This window comes from Mycolicibacter heraklionensis (genome assembly GCF_019645815.1).
Classification (GTDB): Bacteria; Actinomycetota; Actinomycetes; order Mycobacteriales; family Mycobacteriaceae; genus Mycobacterium; species Mycobacterium heraklionense.
Window position 1 is genome coordinate 2087173 of the sequence record NZ_CP080997.1, and the last position, 18455, is coordinate 2105627.

Annotated in this window: 17 protein-coding genes and 2 pseudogenes; 12 read left to right on the forward strand and 7 right to left on the reverse strand. The window is 66.6% G+C overall.

The features are described from left to right. The first annotated feature begins 37 nt into the window (after positions 1-37). On the forward strand, positions 38-619 hold the full coding sequence (locus K3U94_RS09745; protein ID WP_005116470.1) for a TetR/AcrR family transcriptional regulator: 582 nt from the start codon (positions 38-40) through the stop codon (positions 617-619). A 16-nt stretch (positions 620-635) separates the two neighbouring features. On the opposite strand, the gene K3U94_RS09750 is transcribed toward K3U94_RS09745, so the two are convergent. Genes K3U94_RS09750 through K3U94_RS09760 form a run of 3 tightly spaced genes read right to left on the reverse strand, consistent with a single transcriptional unit; the run spans position 636 to position 3571 of the window. Further along, entirely contained in the window at positions 636-1835 is a 1200-nt protein-coding gene (locus K3U94_RS09750; RefSeq protein WP_005086617.1) for an NAD(P)/FAD-dependent oxidoreductase, read from the reverse strand. Beyond that, positions 1832-3220, reverse strand: a complete 1389-nt coding sequence (locus K3U94_RS09755; protein ID WP_005086616.1) for a cytochrome P450 — start codon at positions 3218-3220, stop codon at positions 1832-1834. Before K3U94_RS09755 ends, K3U94_RS09750 begins: the two co-directional genes overlap by 4 nt. A 30-nt stretch (positions 3221-3250) precedes the next feature. Further along, a complete protein-coding gene (locus K3U94_RS09760; protein ID WP_005086615.1) occupies positions 3251-3571 on the reverse strand; it encodes a 2Fe-2S iron-sulfur cluster-binding protein in 321 nt (106 codons plus the stop codon). Between the two features lie 114 nt (positions 3572-3685). On the opposite strand from K3U94_RS09760, the gene K3U94_RS09765 reads away from it, so the two are divergent. From K3U94_RS09765 to K3U94_RS09815, 11 genes and pseudogenes are all read left to right on the forward strand, one after another. Further along, positions 3686-4690 carry a helix-turn-helix domain-containing protein gene (locus K3U94_RS09765; protein WP_005086614.1) on the forward strand — a complete coding sequence of 335 codons (1005 nt, stop codon included), beginning with the start codon at positions 3686-3688 and terminating at the stop codon, positions 4688-4690. 282 nt (positions 4691-4972) lie between these two features. Next, a pseudogene (locus tag K3U94_RS24360) lies at positions 4973-6140 on the forward strand (thiolase family protein). Continuing rightward, positions 6137-6574 (forward strand): Zn-ribbon domain-containing OB-fold protein, encoded by a 438-nt coding sequence (locus tag K3U94_RS09775; protein ID WP_005061010.1) that lies wholly within the window; start codon positions 6137-6139, stop codon positions 6572-6574. The pseudogene K3U94_RS24360 and the gene K3U94_RS09775 overlap by 4 nt, the downstream one beginning before the upstream one ends. Then, positions 6571-7614, forward strand: coding sequence for an LLM class flavin-dependent oxidoreductase (locus tag K3U94_RS09780; RefSeq protein WP_005086613.1), 1044 nt, complete (start codon positions 6571-6573; stop codon positions 7612-7614). The genes K3U94_RS09775 and K3U94_RS09780 overlap by 4 nt, the downstream gene beginning before the upstream one ends. Next, entirely contained in the window at positions 7607-8065 is a 459-nt protein-coding gene (locus K3U94_RS09785; protein WP_005086612.1) for an FAS1-like dehydratase domain-containing protein, read from the forward strand. Before K3U94_RS09780 ends, K3U94_RS09785 begins: the two co-directional genes overlap by 8 nt. Next, positions 8062-8487: a dihydroxy-acid dehydratase gene (locus K3U94_RS09790; protein WP_005086611.1), complete on the forward strand. Its 426-nt coding sequence runs from the start codon at positions 8062-8064 to the stop codon at positions 8485-8487. Before K3U94_RS09785 ends, K3U94_RS09790 begins: the two co-directional genes overlap by 4 nt. A gap of 32 nt (positions 8488-8519) precedes the next feature. After that, positions 8520-9011, forward strand: coding sequence for an FAS1-like dehydratase domain-containing protein (locus tag K3U94_RS09795; protein WP_005115562.1), 492 nt, complete (start codon positions 8520-8522; stop codon positions 9009-9011). After that, positions 9008-9478, forward strand: a complete 471-nt coding sequence (locus K3U94_RS09800) for a hotdog family protein (protein WP_005086609.1) — start codon at positions 9008-9010, stop codon at positions 9476-9478. Before K3U94_RS09795 ends, K3U94_RS09800 begins: the two co-directional genes overlap by 4 nt. Before the next feature lie 43 nt (positions 9479-9521). Beyond that, positions 9522-10289, forward strand: coding sequence for an enoyl-CoA hydratase/isomerase family protein (locus K3U94_RS09805; RefSeq protein ID WP_005086608.1), 768 nt, complete (start codon positions 9522-9524; stop codon positions 10287-10289). 1 nt (position 10290) lies between these two features. Further along, positions 10291-11103, forward strand: coding sequence for a TIGR03084 family metal-binding protein (locus K3U94_RS09810; RefSeq protein WP_005116473.1), 813 nt, complete (start codon positions 10291-10293; stop codon positions 11101-11103). Then, a pseudogene (locus K3U94_RS09815) lies at positions 11100-12826 on the forward strand (acyclic terpene utilization AtuA family protein). Before K3U94_RS09810 ends, K3U94_RS09815 begins: the two are co-directional and overlap by 4 nt. On the opposite strand, the gene K3U94_RS09820 reads toward K3U94_RS09815, so the two are convergent. From K3U94_RS09820 to K3U94_RS09835, 4 genes are all read right to left on the reverse strand, one after another. Next, entirely contained in the window at positions 12823-13416 is a 594-nt protein-coding gene (locus K3U94_RS09820) for a TetR/AcrR family transcriptional regulator (RefSeq protein WP_005086604.1), read from the reverse strand. The pseudogene K3U94_RS09815 and the gene K3U94_RS09820 sit on opposite strands and share 4 nt — an antisense overlap. Before the next feature lie 213 nt (positions 13417-13629). Then, positions 13630-15183: an acyl-CoA synthetase gene (locus tag K3U94_RS09825; protein WP_005086603.1), complete on the reverse strand. Its 1554-nt coding sequence runs from the start codon at positions 15181-15183 to the stop codon at positions 13630-13632. A gap of 26 nt (positions 15184-15209) precedes the next feature. Further along, positions 15210-16364 (reverse strand): acyl-CoA dehydrogenase family protein, encoded by a 1155-nt coding sequence (locus tag K3U94_RS09830; RefSeq protein WP_005086601.1) that lies wholly within the window; start codon positions 16362-16364, stop codon positions 15210-15212. A gap of 54 nt (positions 16365-16418) precedes the next feature. Continuing rightward, positions 16419-18452 carry an ATP-binding protein gene (locus K3U94_RS09835; protein ID WP_005116476.1) on the reverse strand — a complete coding sequence of 678 codons (2034 nt, stop codon included), beginning with the start codon at positions 18450-18452 and terminating at the stop codon, positions 16419-16421. Between the last annotated feature and the right edge of the window lie 3 nt (positions 18453-18455).

The window sequence follows — 18455 nt, forward strand, 5'->3', positions numbered from 1 at the left end:
GCCAACTGAACCAGTGCGGGTGTCTTTCCGCCGGCATGTGCGCGAAAAGGTTTTGAGGGCGACACGAGAACTCGCCATCGAGAAGGGCTGGGATCAGGTCCGGATGAGCGAGGTTGCCGAATCGGTCGGCGTCTCCCGCCCGACGTTGTACAAAGAGTTCGGCGACAAACAGGGGCTCGGCGACGCGCTTGTGGTGTCGGAGGGCCAGCGCTTTATGGAAGGCATTCTTGCCGTCCTTGCCGAACACGTGGGCGACGTGCGGGGCGGCATCACCGCAGCGGTGCAATTCACCCTCTGTGAAGCAGAAGACAGCCCGCTCCTCAAGGCAGTTCTGACGTCCAACGCTTCGGGGAATGATCGCGGTGGCTCGTCGTCTACTGGAGTCCTACCTCTTCTGCCGACGTCGGCTTCCCTGCTTCAGCTCTGCTCCGCGGCTCTGATCACGTGGTTTAACGACCACTTCGACGATCTCGATCCCGAAGACGTTGAGGAGGTCGCAGATGTTCTGGTGCGACTGACAGTGAGTCATGTTGTACTCCCCGCCGCGGACATCGCCACCACCGGTGAGCGGATCTCCCGCGTAGCACTCAGGTACCTGGGAGTTGTCCACAGTTTGTAGCCAGCAAGCTCTCGTGTCAGATCGAGCCGGCGAGGAGCTCTGAGCGGTCAACTCGGAGCTGCTGGCTGATGGCCCGCTTACTGGACATGAAATCGCGAGGACGATTGACGCAGTCGGCGGCGATGAGTTCGCCCTCGCGGAAGTAGAAGCAGCTGAAGTCACGGTCACGCGACGGGTCACCACTGAGCAACAGTTCGTCGTATCCGGCGTTGAGACCGGCAATCTGGAGTTTGAGATCGTACTGGTCGGACCAGAACCACGGAAGCGCAGCGATTGCGCTGTGTTTTCCGCAGATTGTCGCCGCAGCGATCTTGGCCTGCTCGCCGGCGCTCGATACGGATTCCAAACGAATACGCGAGCCGTATCGAGCCATGGTGTGGCTCGTGCAGTCGCCGGCGGCCACGATGTCGGGGTCGCTGGTGCGGGCCTGGTCGTCGATCACGATGCCGTTGTCGACGGATAATCCTGCGGCCGAGGCGAGCTCGGTGTTCGGCACCACACCGACGCCGACGATGACCAAGTCGGCGGGGATCGATTCGCCGTCAGCCAGCACGACCTCCTGCACCCCACCGTTACCGGAGAAGGCTTCGACGAGGGCGTGTGTTCGGATCTCCACTCCCTCGCCGCGGTGGATTCGCGTGTAAAACGCGGAAACCTCCGGCGCGGTGACCCTTTCGAGTACACGCTCGGTTGCCTCGAGGACGGTGACGTTCATGCCGAGCGAACACAGCGAGGCCGCCGTTTCCAACCCGATGTAACCGCCGCCCACGATCACAACCCTCCGACCCGGTGTGGCGGCGGCACGGATCAACTCGACGTCTGCAGCGGTACGCAGGTAGTGAATTCCGGGAAGATCCACCCCTGGTGTGGGGAGTCGTCTGGCCCTTGCGCCGGTGCACAACGCGAGCTTGGTGTACGTCAGCGTGTCGCCGGTGCTCAGAGACACACGCTTGGCACTCCGGTGGATCGCCTCCACGGTCGCATTCAAGAGTCGAATGTGCTGCTTTTCGTAGAAATCAGCGCCGCGAATCAGGAGGTCGTCGAGGCCGTTCTTGCCGGCCAGGTATCCCTTCGACAACGGAGGCCGGTGGTAGGGCAGTCCCCCCTCGTCGCCGATGAGCACGACCTCCCCAGACCACCCCTCCCTTCGAAGATTAGCTGCCAACTGCGCGCCGGCGTGGCTCGCGCCGACGATCACCGCTCGTTCGGGAGTCATGCACTCGGCCTGGGAGTGAGGCGAACCATCAGCTTGCTGATACCCCTGACGAAATTCGATTGCACATACTCGGGTTCGCCGACCACCTCGATGTTCTCAAAGCGAGGGAGCAATTCCTCCCACAGGATTCGAAGCTGCAACTCAGCAAGTCGGTTTCCCATGCACCTGTGCACGCCGAACCCGAACGAGATGTGATTGCGGGCGTTGCTCCTATCGATGATCAACTCATCGGCCCGCTCGAAGACACGCTCATCGCGGTTACCAGAGGCGTACCACATCACGACCTTGTCGCCCTTGCGGATGAATTGCCCGTTCAACATGATGTCTTTTTTCGCGACTCGGCGCATGTACGCCAACGGGGTCTGCCAGCGAATGATCTCGGACACCATGTTGGGAATCAGGTCAGGGTTCGCCTTCAACTTCTCGAACTGATCGGGGAACTGGTTCAAGGCGAGAACCCCTCCGCTCATCGAGTTGCGAGTCGTGTCGTTTCCCCCGACGATCAGCAATACCAAATTGCCGAGGAATTCCATCGGGCGGTCGATGAGATCCTTAGTGTCCTCGTTGGCCTGCAGCATCGTGATCAGATCGAAGCCCGGTCGCTCCCCGTTGGCGGTACGGGCCGCCTTGTCATGCCAGAGAGCGCTGAGCCCCTTCGCCATGTCGACCATGCCACGAAACACTCTGTCGTTGTCGGAAGGACCGCCATTGGCTTGCTCCATGGAGGTGGCGAGGTCCGACCATTCCACGAGCTTGTGCCGCTGCTCGTACGGGAAGTCCAGCAGGGTCGCGAGCATGCGCGCTGTCAGTTCGATGGAGACGTGGTGCACCCAATTGAACGGCTGATCCACCGGTAGATCGTCCAGCACTTCCTGGACACGCGAGCGGATCAGCCCCTCCATCTCGCGCAGGTTCTTCGGCGCGACAACCCCTTGGACGGAAGCGCGCTGCAAGTCGTGTTGTGGCGGATCCATCGCGATGAACATGGCGATGTCCATAAAACGAGGCGGTCTCCCGATGATGATGAACGGCTCTGCGGAGAAAGCCTCGTGGTTCTTGTCGACGGCGATGATGTCCGCGTGGCGGGTCACCGACCAGAACGGGCCGAACGGACTGCGAGCCTGGTAATGCACCGGCGCCTCGTTGCGCACGCGTTCGAAGTAGGACTTCCAGCGGCCTTGGCGGTAGAGGAACGGGTTGCTGAGATCGATGTCGGCGATATCGACGTCCTCGACCGGAGGAATGGGCGTCTCGGTGAAGATCTTCTTACCATTGGTTCCGGTTACCCACCGACGTGTCTTGTCGTAGAGGTGTGCGCCGCGGATTTGCAGCTCCAGAGGCACGGCAGACTGGGCTTTGGCGGCCACTGCCGCGGGAATACTCATTATTGTTTCCTCCAAATCCATGACGTTGTTTCAGAGCTGGAACTCAGGTAGCTCGACCGTCAAGCCATCCCATGCCTCGGAGGCGGCCATCTGGCAGGACAGCCTCGACGTCCGCTGACGCTCGGGGTTCATCGCGAGCATCTCCTCTTCGTTGGCGCCGCAGAGTCCCACCGTGTCCGACCACTCGGGAGCGACGATCACGTGGCATGTTCCGCATGCGGCTTCCCCTCCGCAATCGCCGTCGATGCCGGGCACCGCGTTATTGACCGCAATCTGCATCAAGGACTGCCCTTCGGCCAAGGGGGCTTCGTACTTCTCGCCGTCATGAGAGACGAAGGTGACGACTGCCATGATTAACTCTCCTCAATCTGGAACTTCTCTTTTTAGTGTTGTCGCGCGTGACCAGCGTCGCTAGACTCGCAGGAGTCAAAGAGTTGTGTTTTTAGCTCACGCGCAGGGAGGCACGTGAAACTCGACGACTCGGGTATGCCAGCGCTGGCTTTCCTGCAGATGCTGGACAGTGAGGCGCTGGGGCATGACGCCAGCATTGCGCTGCGCAGCATCATGGTTCGCGAGCACGTCACCGAGTCGATGTTGGTGGGCCGCGACGCGCAGGTCCCCTTACGGTGGTTCAGGGAGATATATTCCGATTTCGATTGTGATCAGGGAACCCGTCTGGGTTTCGCGTTCGCTGAACACGCCAAACTGACGTCCTTTGGGGCACTCAGTGTTCCCTTGGTCAGCGCGGGCTCGGTAGCCGAGGTTGTCGAGTTGCTTGCTTATCTGCCGGTGATCACCACAGCCCTCAGCCCGTCGTTCCATTCGACGGAACGCGGCCTCACGATCGGGCTCACCGGTCGCACCGGTGACGCGGGCCTGAACTGCCTGGCCGTCACCTACGGTGGGCTGGCGCTGTTGCGTCTGCTCGACATGCTCGCGGGTGCCGTACCGAATATTGAACTGCATCTGAGTCATTCAGCGCCGGAGTCGTGGGTTCTTCATGACGAAGTGTTGGCGGGTCGGATCTTCTTCGACGCCCCCAGCTCGTTCGTCCACGTTCCCGCGGCTACGCTGGAGGAGGTCTGTCGATTCTCCGATCCTGTGGCGTACCGGATTGCCGTCACCGATTTGCAGCGAACTCTCGATCAACGACGTGACACGTCGGTCTCCGAAAAAGTAAGGGACCTGCTCGAGAAAGATCCCGGAAAAACGAACATCAGCCGGACGGCGGGCGAGCTCTCGATATCCCCGAGCACGTTGAAGCGGCGCCTGCGCGAAGAGGGGACCACCTTTCGAGAATTACGTCAGTCGTTCTTGCAGGAGCGAGCAATTCTGCGAATTCTCGACAGATCGGTGTCTGTAAGCGAGATCGCGGCAGAACTCGGGTACGCGGACCTCACGAACTTCACACATGCGTTCAAACGGTGGACCGGTCGGTCACCGCGCCACTTCAGAAAAACGCGCGACTGAGCGCGCAAAGTTCCGCCCGGGCGCGTGCCGGGCGTCCACCGGAACCAGCGGGCTTCGCGATCGGCCTCATCTGTCACCTGGACATCGTCGAGAAACGACACGATCGGCGCGGGTTTCGGTCATCGCAGCACCCTCTTGGGAAGAGGCGCAACGACATCCAGAGAATCCATACCGCGCTGGCGGCGGGTGCGGGCCGGGGGTGACGCGGACCCCCTAGTCACGCTATGCTAACCGTCGTTCACGTCGGGACCGGCGTTGAACGCGTGGTCGGAAGGAGTCCGGATGCCACACGACCAGCCGGCCATCATCGGTGCCGCCGAAGTCGCTCCAGGAAGAAACGTTCCGTACACCTCCACTGAATTGCATGTGCGCGCCGCGGTCGCGGCTCTCGCCGACGCAGGGGTGGTCCCAGACGAGGTCGACGGTCTCGTGTGCGCCGGGCCGATGACGAACGAGGGTTCGATCTTCCTGTCCGAGGACCTCATGGACTATCTCGGGCTGCACAACCTGAAACTTCAGATGACCTGTCAGCTTGGCGGCGGGACCCATCTGGCCATGACGCGCATGGCGAGTAACGTCATCGCCCGGGGCGAGGCCGAGACGGTGCTGGTCGTGTCGGCGGGCAAGTTTCCACCGATCCGCGATGGCGGGCGCGAACTGATGGCGCTGGTGTGTGACCACGCGTTCGAGATGCCCTACGGACCCTCCGTGCCGGCGCTGTACGGTTTGATCGCGCAGGCCTGGATGCACGAGACGGGACAGGGCAAGGCGGACATCGCCGAGGTCACCGCGTCGCAGGACCGGTGGGCCGCGCTGAATCCCGCGGCGATCGCGCACCGCTCACAACGCCTGACTGTGGAGGACGTGCTGGCGTCCCGCCCGATCGCCGGGCCGTTCCACTTCTACCACTGCTCGATTCCCTGCGAGGGCGGTGGCGCGCTCGTGCTGGGCTCGGCCCGCCGGGCTCGCGCGGGCAAACACCGGCCGGTACACCTGCTCGGGTTTGGAGAGGGTCACACCCACGGTTTTCTGACCTCGCTGGCCCGCCCGGGTCGTACCGGGGCCGCCCGTTCGGGTCCGATGGCCTTCGAGCGCTCCGGACGGGCGCCGGCCGACATCGACATCGCCTTGCTCTACGACGCCTTCGCCTCAAACCCGGCGATGATCCTGGAGGAGGCGGGCTTCGTGAAGCCCGGCGGGGCAGGCGATTTCTACCGTGACGGCCGCGCCGATCCGGGGGGCGACCTTCCGGTGAACACCGACGGCGGCCTGATCCGGTTCGGGCACACCGGGACCTCCTCTGGCATTTCGCAGATCCTCGAGGGTTATTGGCAGTTGTCCCGGTCGCGCCGAGGGCCGTCAGGTCTTCGGGGCGGACACCGCGTTCGTGCACAGCTACGGCTCGATGCTGTGCAGTCACGTCAGCATGGTGATGGAGGGAGCGTCATGACCGCAGCTTCGAGTTCCCTCGACGGTCTGCACGATCCTGAGGCGCTGCCGCCGCTGACCGATGTCAACCGTCCCTACTTCGCAGCAGCGGCCCGCGGCGTACTCGTCTTCCAGCGGTGCGCGAACGGCCACCCGTTCCTCTACCCGCGGCTGGTGTGTCCCGTCTGCCATGACGGTGAGTTGGCCTGGGAGACCGCGGCGGGTACTGGTGAGATCGTCAGTTTCGCGCCGGTGTACCGCCCCCCGTGGGACTCGTTCCCGCGCAGCGAGCCGTACGTCGTCGTGCTCGTTCGTCTGGACGAGGGGCCGCAGTTGTTGGCCAGTCTCGAGGGCGTGGCCCCCGATGAAGTTGCGATCGGCGCAAGAGTGCGCGCAGTGTTCGAGCGGGTGAACGAGGACCTTGGGCTGGTCCGATTCAGGCCGGCGGCGTCGTGAGCACGTACGGGGTCTCGGTGCTCGGCGCGGACTTGGCCACCCTTGTCGAGACCGCCGAGGCTACCGACCTCGCCGGCTTCGACGCCGCCTGGGCCTCGGAGTTCTACTCGCGCTCCGGCTCGATCTCGATGGCCGCGATGGCCGCGCGCACAAAGCGCTGCCGCATCGGGTCGTCGATCCTGTATGGCGTCGGGCGCAGCCCGCTCGTGCTCGCCACCGAGGCGCGTGACCTCGACGAGCTTTCAGGCGGGCGCGTCGTGCTCGGGCTCGGCAACGGCACACGCCGCATGATGAGCGACTGGCACGGCGTGGAGGACACCTCCGCTCCCGCTCTGCGCATGGAGGAGCTGGTCCCGCTCGTGCGTCGGATCTGGAACCTGCACGAGGGCCCCGTGCGCCATGAGGGTCGCTTCTATCGGATGAATCTCGTCCCGACCGGCGACGTCGCGCCGCCGCAGCGGGCCATCCCGATCATCACCGCGGGCGTGCGTCCGCGGATGTGCGAGGTGGCAGGGCGCGTCGCCGACGGGTTGGCCGGTCATCCGCTATTCACCACGACCTACGTCGAGGAGGTCGCCCGCCCAGCCGTCGTGCGCGGTGCGGAGCGGGCCGGACGCGATCCCGCCGACATTGAGATCGTCTCGATGGTCATCTGCGCGGTGCACGACGACCCACAGATCGCACGCCGTGAGGCCGCGCAGCAGATCGCGTTCTACTCCTCGGTGAAGACCTACGAACACGTTCTCGATGTGAGCGGCTTCGCCAGGCAGGGGGCGGCGATTCGCGACGCGTTCGCGCGGCGTGACCTGCCGGCCATGTTCGCAGCCGTCACCGACGACATGATCGACGCGATGGCGGTGGCCGGCACCGCCGCCGAGGTCCGAGAAGGGCTGCGCCGCTACGAGGGCGTGCTGGACCACATCGTTCTCTACTCACCCTCGATCGGCCTCGCGCCCGAGCGCATCGCCGAGAACCTAGGCAGCCTCATTCGCGATTGTGCACCGGCCTTCGCCGGCGGGAAAGGTGACCAGAGTGGCTGACGCATCGCTCATCGGGACGCAACTCGGGAGCACCACATTTCCCGTCGACCGGTCCAAAGTGCGCGAGTTCGCGCTGTCCCTCGACGACCACGACCCGATCTACCAGGACGCCGCAGCGGCCCGCGCCGCCGGCTTCGGCGCGATCCCCGCTCCGCCGACCTTCGTCGTCTCCTCGGCTCACTGGCGCGCCGACGACGACATGTTCGGCGCCCTCGGGCTCGACCTGCGACGCGTACTGCACGGTGAGTGCGGCTGGGAGTATTTCGCGCCGGTGGTCGTCGGCGACGAGCTCACCGAGACGCGTCGGGTGTCGAACGTGACCAGCCGCGAGGGCAAGCGCGGCGGCACCATGACAATCGTGACGATCGAGACCGACTTCACCAACCAGCGCGACGAACTCGTCGTGCGCCAGACCGACGTCTTGATCGAAACCGGAGGCTCCACCCAATGACGACATCCCCCGCGCCGGTGGCGTTGGCCGCCGGCGACGAGATGCCGAGCTCACAGTTCGGCCCGCTGACGCGCTCGCACATCGTCCGCTACGCCGGGTCCGGCGGCGACTTCAACCCGATCCACCATGACGAGGAGTTCGCCCGCGCGGCCGGCATGCCCGGTGTGTTCGGTATGGGACTGCTGCACGGCGGTGTGCTCGCCCAGCGGCTGACCGCCTGGGTGGGGCTGGCCAACATCCGCTCGTTCCGCATCCGGTTCACCGGTCAGGTATGGCCCGGTGACCTGCTCAGCTTCGGCGGCAGGGTCACCGGCGTGCGCGAGGCCGGAGGGCAGCAGGTGGCAGACCTCGAACTCGTGGTCACGCGCCAGTCCGGCGAACCCGCGATAAAGGGGAGCGCCGTCGTGCAGGTGGCCCGGTGAGCGCGCCAACGAGCGACGTCACCGGCCTCGGGATGACATTCGGGACCTTCGACGAAGGCCGGGCGTGGGTCGGTCATCGCTCCGAACCGCGGCGTGCGTGGTTCCCGATCGACCGCTCGATGGTGTTGTACTACTGCTCGCTCGTCGAGGACGCGAACCCCCGTTACTGGGAGGGTGAGGACTGCCCGCCCGGGCTGCTGATGAGCCTCGGCTTCGCGCCGCAGTGGGTGCCCGGGTACCTAGCGCGTGCCGACATGATGTTCGCGCTCAGCGTCCCGTTGCCGGGCCACCACATCATCAACGCCTCGACGACGACGGAGTTCGAACGCCGGCCCCGGGTAGGCGATCACGTGTCGATCGTGGAGGAGATCGCCTCGATCTCCGAGCCGAAGACGACGCGGGTGGGCACCGGCGTGTTCATCACCACGGTGAGTACGTTCTCCGACCAGCACGGTGAGGTCATCGGCCGCAACACCAACGTGCTCTTCCGATACGACACCGCCGATAGTGAAGGCGCATCATGAACGGATCCACCGAGCACAGCATGGTCCGCTTCCCCGTGCGGTTCGAGGACATCGCCGTCGGCGACACCCTGACGCCCGTCTCGATCGAGATCAGCTACAAGCGCATCTGCATGAACGCGGCTTCGACATGGGACTGGTTCCCCGGTCACCACGACCCCGACTACGCGCGCAGCCAGGGCCAGCGCACAATCTACCTGTCAACCCTCTTCTTCCATGGCTTCATCGACCGCGGCCTCAACGAATGGGCCGGACCCGACGCGCTCATCCGGCGCCGCAGAATCTCAATGATCCGGTCGATCTACCCGGGCCAGACCGCGACCCTGAGCGGCAAGGTCGTGGCCAAACGCGACGATGGCGGACGGCGCCTCGTCGACCTCGAGTTGCTCGTCTCGAGCGAAGATGGTCCGTGCGTGCCGAGTGAAGCCACCGTTGAGCTGGCCGACCCGTTTGTCGAGGTGCCGGGGTGAACTGCCACTCACATGCGAGACGACGGTGAGGGACGGAGGCTCGGTGGCCGAGCAACCGATTCGCTACGAGGTCGTCGACAGCGTGGCCTGGCTGACGATCAACCGGCCCGAGGCGCGCAACGCGCTGAACAACGCTGTGCGCACGGGGCTTATCGACGCGGTACTCCGCTTCAATGACGACGACGCGGCGAAGGTGCTCGTCCTCACCGGCGTGGGCGATAAGGCGTTCTGCGCCGGCGGGGACTTGAAGGAGATGGCGCAGAACGCGCTCAAGGTGCCCCCGAAGGACTTCGCTCCGCAGTTCGGCCGCAACATCGATGTCGCGAAGCCGACGATCGCGGCCGTCAACGGTGTCGCGTTCGCCGGGGGCTTCCTGCTCGCGCAGCAGTGCGACCTGGTCGTGGCCGCCGAACACGCGACCTTCGCCGTCAGCGAGGTCAAGGTCGGCCGCGGTTCGCCGTGGGCGACACCCCTGTCGTGGCTGGTGCCCCCGCGCGTTGCCATGCAAATCCTGCTGACCGGCGACCCGATCACCGCCGCGCGCGCCCACCAGGTCGGCTTGGTCAATGAGGTGGTGCCGGCCGATCAGTTACGCGAGCGTACCCAGCAGTTGGCGCTCAGCATCGCCGCGAACGCACCGCTGTCCGTGCTCGCGTCCAAGCGCACCGTGTACCTCTCGGCGCAGCACCACCTCGCCGCCGCGTACGACCTGGCCGACGAGATATGGGAGCCGGTCTATCTGAGCGACGACGCGCAGGAAGGCCCGGCGGCGTTCCGCGAGAAGCGCGCGCCGCAGTGGAAGGGACACTGACATGGCGGTGAGCATGCAGTCGGTTATCACCGACATCGAAGCGGAGACGGCAGCCCTACGCGGATTGGTCGCGCCGCTGACCGAAGGTCCGCGCGGCTGGGACGCGCCGACTCCGGCCGTGGGCTGGACGATCCGCGACCAGATCAGCCATCTGGCGTTCTTCGACGACGTCGCGGTGCGCTCGGCCACCGACCCCGACGGGTTCAGCAGCGACTACCTGCCGATGATGGCCGACGGAGCCATCTCACCCGACGTCATCGCCGAGCGCTACCGTCAAATGCCGGCTGCCGACCTGCTCGCGTGGTTCGACACGTCGCGTGCCGCCCTCGTTGCGGCGTTCGCGGACATTGACCCGGCGACCCGCCTGCCGTGGTTCGGGCCGCCGATGAGCGCGGTCTCGTCGCTGACAGCGCGACTCATGGAGACCTGGGCGCACGGCCAGGACGTCGTCGACGCGCTCGGCGCGACCCGCGAGGCCACGGCACGGCTGCGTCACGTGGCCCACATCGGGGTGGGTGCACGCGCGTTCAGCTACCTGGCCAACGGTCTGGACCTGCCCGCGGACCCGGTACGCGTTGAGCTGACCGCTCCGGACGGCAGCGTCTGGACGTGGGGGCCAGCCGACGCGGCCAACCGCGTGAGCGGGCCGGCGCTCGACTTTTGCCTGTTGGTCACCCAACGCCGCCACCGCGACGACACCGCTTTGGTCGCCGACGGCCCGCTGGCCGACCAGTGGCTCGCGATCGCCCAGGCCTTCGCGGGGCCCCCTGGCGGCGGGCGCGTGGCGGGCCAGTTTGCAGGGCGTCAGCGGTGAGCGTCCCGGTCCGCATCGGCAACTGCTCCGGCTTTTACGGCGACCGCATCGCCGCAGCCCGCGAGATGGTCGAGGGCGGACCGATCGACGTCCTGTGCGGTGACTATCTGGCCGAGCTGACCATGCTCATCCTGGCCAAGGCCCAGGCCAAAGACCCGTCCGGCGGGTACGCGCGGACTTTCCTCACCCAAATGGAACAGGTGCTGGGCACCTGTCTCGATCATGGCATCAAGGTCGTCGCGAACGCGGGCGGGCTGAATCCCGCCGGCTTGGCCGCCGCGTTGCGCGAGCTGTCCGCCCGTCTCGGCCTCACCGCGCGCGTCGCTCACGTCGAGGGCGACGACCTACGTGGCGACCTCCACGCAATCACGCCGCCCGTCGGCGACATCAAACCGGTATCGGCCAACGCGTACCTCGGCGCCTGGGGCATCACCGAGGCGCTGCGTTCGGGCGCCGACGTCGTCGTGACCGGCCGGGTCACCGACGCATCCCTGGTCGTCGGTCCAGCCGCCTGGTGGCACGCCTGGGCACCCGCCGACTGGGATCGGCTCGCGGGCGCGGTCGTCGCCGGGCACGTGATCGAGTGCGGCCCTCAGGCGACGGGCGGCAACTACGCGTTCCTGGACGAGATCACGGACCGCCGCTACCCGGGGTTTCCGATCGCCGAGGTCGCCGAGGACGGCTCTTCGGTGATCACGAAGCATCCCGGCACCGGGGGACTGGTCTCAGTCGGCACGGTCACCGCCCAGCTGCTCTACGAGACCGCTGAACCTGCCTACCTCGGCCCCGACGTCGTCGCCCACTTCGACACCATCCGGCTGGCTCAACAGGGTGAGCACCGCGTCGCGATCAGCGGTACGAAAGGCAGTCCGCCGCCGGACACGTTGAAGGTGGCGTTGAATGAGGTGGGCGGCTTCCGTAACACAATGACCATGGTGCTCACCGGCCTCGACATCGGGGCCAAGGCGGCTTTCGCCGAACAGCAGCTCTTCGACGTTCTCGGCGGACGCGACGCCTTCGACGAAGTCGACGTGAGGCTGTTGCGTTTCGACGTCTCCGACGCACCGACGAACGAGCAAGCCTGCGCGCACCTGCGTGTGACGGTGAAGGACGCCGACCCGCGCAAGGTGGGCCGAGCCTTCTCCGGGGGGGGGTCATGGAGATCGCCCTGGCTGGTTTCGCCGGCTTCCACACCACCACGCCACCGTCCTCGGAGACCGCCTTCGGCGTCTACCGGCCGGCCTACGTAGCGCGGTCGGCCCTCACGCACGTACTCGTCGACGCCGACGGCACACGGCACGAGATCCCCGACCCGCCGACCGGTGCCGTCCCGCCGGCTAGGATCGCCGCGCTCGCGAAGCTGCCAGTGCCGTCCGGGCCGACACGTCGCGCGCCGCTCGGGTCGGTACTCGGCGCGCGGTCCGGAGACAAGGGCGGCAACGCTAACCTCGGCCTGTGGGCACGGGATGACCCTGGGTACGCGTGGGCGCGTGACTACCTCAGCGTCGAGCGGCTGCGCACTCTGCTCGGGCCGGAGACGGCGCACCTGCCCATGGAGCGCTTCGAACTGCCGAACCTGCGCGCCCTCAACGTGGTGGTGCACGGCTTGCTCGGTGACGGGGTGGCCTCCTCGACCCGGCTGGACGCACAGGCCAAGGGGCTCGGGGAATACGTGCGGTCCCGCATGGTGGACATTCCCCAGTCGCTGCTCGACACACACTAAATCCGGTGCGGGGCGCCGTCTACCTGCTGTGTAACCGCGCGGCTGAACAGCGCCGCAACGGCCGCGGCGGCCAGCATCGCCTCAATCGTCGCGTCGTCCAGCGACGCCGGCATGTACGCGGACGCGTTGAGCAATGACAGCACGGCGGCGACCAGGCCCTGTGCGCGCTCACGGTCCAGATCGCCCCGTGCTCGTACGAGTGCCTCGACCCAAAAGGACTCGTAGCTGTGCTGTCGGCGTCGCAGGGCACGGGTCGCCAGCGGCGACAGCGAGCGGTGCTCGCGGGCGTAGACGGCCAACAGGCCGCGTCGTCGCGCGCCGAAGGCCGCGTGCAGGTCGACAAGGGCGTGCAGGACCTCCGTCGGTGTGCCGGCCGTGGTGGCGCGCCGGGCGCCGGCCAGCAGCTCAGTCATGGCGGCGTCGCATAACTCGCGAAGGATCGCGTCCTTGTTCTGAAAGTGCCGGTAGACGGCCGGCCCGCTCACCCCTGCTGCGGCACCGATGTCGTCGATGCCCACGGCGTGAAAGCCTTGCCGCGCGAACAGGTCGGCGGCGGCCTCGAGGAGCAGTTTGCGGCGCAAACCGGCCACTTTCAGGCCTCCTGTCGATTTGTGGTTACGTTGTTCGCCGTCCGATCCGCTGGGCTGGGATCCTACCGACGCTGGGGTTGCCTGCGTCGGCACCCGCCGCACCGAATCGAGGGAGGTGAACGAAACCGCTAGCCCCCGCCGATGCTGTCGATCCTTTTCTCAGTTCATGATTTAGGGGCCCTGCTCCGAACCCGCGATGTGCAGCGGCACGACTCAGCGCAAAACGACTCCGCCCTCGATGCCCGTGAACTGCGCGCGCAGCTCGGTCTTGAGCAGCTTGCCGGTGGCGTTGCGCGGCAGTTCGGCGACGAAGTGCACGTCACGCGGACACTTGAAGTGTGCCAGCCGCTCCCGGCACCACGCCACGATCTCCTCGGCGCTCGGCGCCTGCGTCGCCGGGTCGGCAACCACGACCGCGACGACGCGTTCGCCCCACTTCGCGTCCTTACCGCCGATCACGGCGGCGTCGAACACCGCCGGGTGGCGGAAGAGGACCTGCTCGACCTCGATCGGGTAGACGTTCTCGCCGCCGGAGATGATCATGTCCTTCTTGCGGTCGACGAGGGTGATGAAGCCCTCCGCGTCCATGCGCCCGAGATCGCCCGTGTGGAACCAGCCCCCGCGCAACGCCTCGGCGCTCGAATCGGCCTTCATCCAGTAGCCGGTGAACACATTCGGACCGCGCACGATCAGTTCGCCCACGGTGTCGGTCGCGACGTCGCGGTCGTCGTCGTCGACGATGCGGGCGTCGACATGCATCGCGACGCGGCCGATCGACCCGGCCCGCGTGCTGATGTTCTCGGCGTCGAGGACGGTCACCAGGGGAGCGGTCTCGGTCATGCCGAAGCCCTCGGTGAAGGGCACGCCTCGCTCGCGCATGAAGTCGATGACCGTGAGGGGGACGGGCGACCCGCCGCCCATGGCGAAACGCAGCGCAGACAGGTTGAAGGAGTCGAAGTCGGACACCTGTGTGAGAGCGGTCCACATGGCCGGCACCATGAACTGAACCGTGACGTGGTGGTCGGCCATCGCCTGCAGCGTAGCTCGCGGCTCGAAGGACGGCATGATGACGCTGGTGCCGCCGACGTAGAGCAGCGGCAGGGTGTGTACTCCCAGCCCGCCGATGTGGAACAACGGCGCCACCGCGACGGTGACGTCCTCGCCCCGCAGGCCGATGTCGGTGCCGAGGACGTTGATCGCGTTCCATAGCAGGTTGTCGTGGGTGAGGATCGCGCCCTTGGGTCGGCCCGTCGTCCCCGACGTGTACATGATGAACGCGGGGTCGCTGCCGTCGACGTCACCGTTGAGCGGTTCGGGCGCGGCGCCCGAGACGACGTCTTCGTAGCCGAGCTCGCCCGGCGCCGGCGCCCCACCGGCGCGTACGACATGGCGCACGCGGACTCCGGACTCGGTGACGGCGCTCTTGGCCTGCGCGGCGAACGGCTCGTGGAAGACCAGAACATCGGCGCCTGAGTCGGCCAGGATGTAGCCGATCTCGGGTCCGGCAAGGCGCACGTTGAGCGGAACTGCAAGTGCGCCGATTTTGGCGCAGCCCAGCAGCACCTGGATGAACTCGGTCGAATTGACCAGCAGCATCGCGACCCGATCGCCCTTGCGCACGCCGAGGGCGATGAGTGCGGCGGCGACCTGGTTGGTGCGCCGATCGAGGTCGGCGTAGGTGATGTGCGCGCCGTTGCTGATCAACGCGGTGCGCCCGCCGTTGAGGAAGGCGCGCCGGGTCACCCACTGACCGATGCCGAGTTGCATGCGATTCCCTTTCCGTCCGCGGCGACTCAGTAGGACGCGGGCAGTTTCAGGCTGTGCTGCGCCACGAAGTTGAGGATCATTTCGCGGCTGATCGGCGCGGTGCGCATGAGCCGGGCCGGACCCCACAACGTGGCGAGGCCGTACTCGGTGGCCATGCCGTTGCCGCCGTGGGTCTGAATCGCCTGGTCGAGCGCCAGGATGCCCGCCTCGGCTGCGGCATATTTCGCCATGTTCGACGCCTCACCCGACCCCGGATCGCCGGCGTCGTGCAGGGCGGCGGCACGCTGGGTCATCAACCGGGCCAGCTCGACCTGGATCTTGGCGTGGGCGAGGGGGTGCGATACGCCCTGGTGCGAGCCGATCGGCGCTCCCCACACGTGGCGGTTGCGGGCGTAATCGGCGGCTTTATCCAGCGCGTAACGGCCGATGCCGTTGCCGAGCGCTGCCCCCATGATTCGCTCCGGGTTCAGGCCCATGAAGACCTGGCGCAGGCCCTCGTTCTCCGTGCCGATAAGGTTGGCGGCCGGCACGCGGACGTCATCGAAGAATAGAGTGAACTGCTTCTCTGGAGTGACCGCCTGGACCGGGATGAGTGACTTGGTGAGCCCGGGGACATCGGTGGGCACGACGAGCAGGCTGAGTAGTCCGCGACCACTGTCGTTGGTAGACGTTCGGGTGACGACCAGGATCGCTTCGGCTTCGTCGACACCGGAGATGTAGTACTTGGTGCCGTTGATGACCCAGTCGTCGCCGTCGCGTTTCGCGGTCGTGGAGATGTTGTGCGAGTTCGAGCCCGCGTCCGGCTCGGTGATTGCGAATGCCATGATCGTCTCGCCGCTGGCGATGCCCGGCAGCCACTGCTGCTTGAGTTCCTCACTGCCGAATGCCTGGATGATCGTGCCGCAGATGGTTGGCGAGACGACGGTCATCAGCAGCGGGCAGCCCGCCGCGGCGAGCTCCTCACCGACGATCTGCATGTCGTAGATGCCGCCGCCGCCGCCGCCGTACTGCTCGGAAAGGTTCACCCCGAGGAAGCCCTGTTTGCCCACGGCCTGCCACAGCTCGGTGCTCTTCGCGCCGGCCAGCGATTTTTCCAGGTAGTACTCGTGTCCGAAGTCCTTGGCGATCTCGGCGACCGCCTTGCGCAGGTCCTGACGTTCCTCTGTCTCGTGCAATTCCATGACACTCCTCACATCGGTATCGACGCGCCACCGATCGGGAGCGCGCCGGGTTCATTAGAGCTCGGTGGCGTCCGACGCCACTTCACCGCCGTCCACCGCCTCGACCACGGCGAGGACGTCACCGCTCGAGACCTGATGGCCGACCTGGACCGGCAGGGCGCTCAGCACCCCGTCGATCGGGCTCGCGACGGTGTGCTCCATCTTCATCGCCTCCAGGACGACAAGGGTTTGGCCCGCCGAGACCGTCTCGCCCTCGGCGACCGGTAGTCGGATCACCGAGCCCGGCATCGGCGCGGTGAGCGACCCGGGCGGGTTGAGAGTGCTCGGGTCGACGAAGCGTGGCGCCAGCCGCAGGGCGGAGTAGCCGGCGACCGAGTCGAGGTGGGCAACATCGCCGTCGAGGACGACATCATAAGTGCGGCGCACCCCGTCGACGCGCAGCACCACCCGCTCGCTACTGCCCTCGACAACCTCGACGTCGGCCAACGGCTCGTCGTCGACCTGCAGGCAGGTCCCTGTCGAACCTAACGTGTACCCGACGCGCACTTCGCGCCCACCCTGGGTCTGCCAGGTCGTGGTCTGCGGCTGCGAAGGGTTGTTGCGCCAGCCGGCGGGCAACGTGGCCTGCAGAGTTGCGACGGCACGCCGCGCGGCCACCCCGGCCACGGTCGCCGCGACGGCGTGCAGGCGCTCGGACTGCGTGTCTGGGAGGGCAGCGCCGAGTTGGGCGACGTCGTGTCGGTCAAGGAACCCAGTGTCGGTGCCCCGCCCGGCGAACTCGTCATGGCGCAGGACGCGAACAAGCAGGTTGCGATTGGTGGTCACGCCGTGAATACGGGCGCCGGCCAGCGCCGCCGAGAGGCTGGCAAGTGCCTCGTCGCGCGTTGGTGCCCACGCGATGACCTTGGCCAGCAGCGAATCGTAGTAATGACTGATGACCGAACCGGCACGAAAACCCGAGTCAACCCGCACGCCGGCAAGCGCCGGGACATCCAAGGTGCGCAGGGTGCCGGTACAGGGCCGGTAGTCATCGGCCGGATCCTCGGCGCACAGACGGGCCTCGACCGCGTGACCGCGAATTCGCGGGTTGTGCATCTCCTCAGGCAGCGGGCGGCCCATGGCTACGAGCAGCTGGGCACGCACCAGGTCGAGGCCGGTGATCAGCTCGGTAACCGGGTGCTCGACCTGCAGCCGGGTGTTCATCTCGAGGAAGGCGAAGGAGTCGGCTTTGCCATCCTGAGCGGCGTCGTAGACGAACTCGACCGTCCCGGCGCCTACGTAGCCGACGGCGCGCGCGGCGGCGATGGCGGCCTCGCTCATCCGAGCGCGCAACGCGTCGTCGACGACCGGTGACGGCGCCTCCTCGATCACCTTCTGGTGTCGACGCTGCACGGAGCACTCGCGCTCGAACAGAGAGACGACGTTTCCGTGCGTGTCGGCCATGATCTGGATCTCGACGTGGCGTGGGCGCTGGACGTAACGCTCGAGGAAGACGGTGCCGTCGGCGAACGCGGCGGCGGCCTCACGCGAAGCGGAGGTGACCGCTTCGTCGAGCTCGTCCGGCGACGCGACAATGCGCATGCCTCGGCCACCGCCGCCGGCGCTGGCCTTGACCAGCACGGGGTAGCCGACGTCGGCGGCCAGCTTCGCCAGCTGCTCGGCCGATAGCCCCGTCGTGTCGCCACCGGGCAGCACAGGCACCCCCGCGTCGGACATCGTCTTCTTGGCCTGCAGCTTCGAGCCCATCGCGTCGATCGCCCCGGGCGGCGGACCGATGAAGACGAGGTCGGCGGCGGCACAGGCGCGCGCGAACCCGGCGTTTTCCGAAAGGAAGCCGTAGCCGGGGTGTACTGCGTCCGCGCCGGTGAGCGAGGCAGCGGCGATGATCCGGTGGATGTCGAGGTAGGTCTCAGCGGCAGACGAGCCGGGAAGGTGCACGGCCTCGTCGGCGTCGGCGACGTGCCACGCGTCGGCGTCGGCGTCGGAATAGACCGCGACGGTGGCGATGCCGAGATCGCGGCAAGTGCGGAACACCCGCCGCGCGATCTCGCCACGGTTGGCGACCAGGACCTTGCGGATCTTGGGCATCGC

Excerpts from the sequence above, each read along its gene's own strand:
- K3U94_RS09825 (WP_005086603.1), bottom strand. The coding sequence starts at position 15,183 with ATGCAACTCGGCATCGGTCAGTGGGTGACCCGGCGCGCCTTCCTCAAC.
- K3U94_RS09830 (WP_005086601.1), bottom strand. The coding sequence starts at position 16,364 with ATGGAATTGCACGAGACAGAGGAACGTCAGGACCTGCGCAAGGCGGTC.
- K3U94_RS09760 (WP_005086615.1), bottom strand. The coding sequence starts at position 3,571 with ATGGCAGTCGTCACCTTCGTCTCTCATGACGGCGAGAAGTACGAAGCC.
- K3U94_RS09835 (WP_005116476.1), bottom strand. The coding sequence starts at position 18,452 with ATGCCCAAGATCCGCAAGGTCCTGGTCGCCAACCGTGGCGAGATCGCG.
- K3U94_RS09795 (WP_005115562.1), top strand. The coding sequence starts at position 8,520 with ATGACATTCGGGACCTTCGACGAAGGCCGGGCGTGGGTCGGTCATCGC.
- K3U94_RS09750 (WP_005086617.1), bottom strand. The coding sequence starts at position 1,835 with ATGACTCCCGAACGAGCGGTGATCGTCGGCGCGAGCCACGCCGGCGCG.
- K3U94_RS09810 (WP_005116473.1), top strand. The coding sequence starts at position 10,291 with ATGGCGGTGAGCATGCAGTCGGTTATCACCGACATCGAAGCGGAGACG.
- K3U94_RS09775 (WP_005061010.1), top strand. The coding sequence starts at position 6,137 with ATGACCGCAGCTTCGAGTTCCCTCGACGGTCTGCACGATCCTGAGGCG.
- K3U94_RS09790 (WP_005086611.1), top strand. The coding sequence starts at position 8,062 with ATGACGACATCCCCCGCGCCGGTGGCGTTGGCCGCCGGCGACGAGATG.
- K3U94_RS09755 (WP_005086616.1), bottom strand. The coding sequence starts at position 3,220 with ATGAGTATTCCCGCGGCAGTGGCCGCCAAAGCCCAGTCTGCCGTGCCT.
- K3U94_RS09800 (WP_005086609.1), top strand. The coding sequence starts at position 9,008 with ATGAACGGATCCACCGAGCACAGCATGGTCCGCTTCCCCGTGCGGTTC.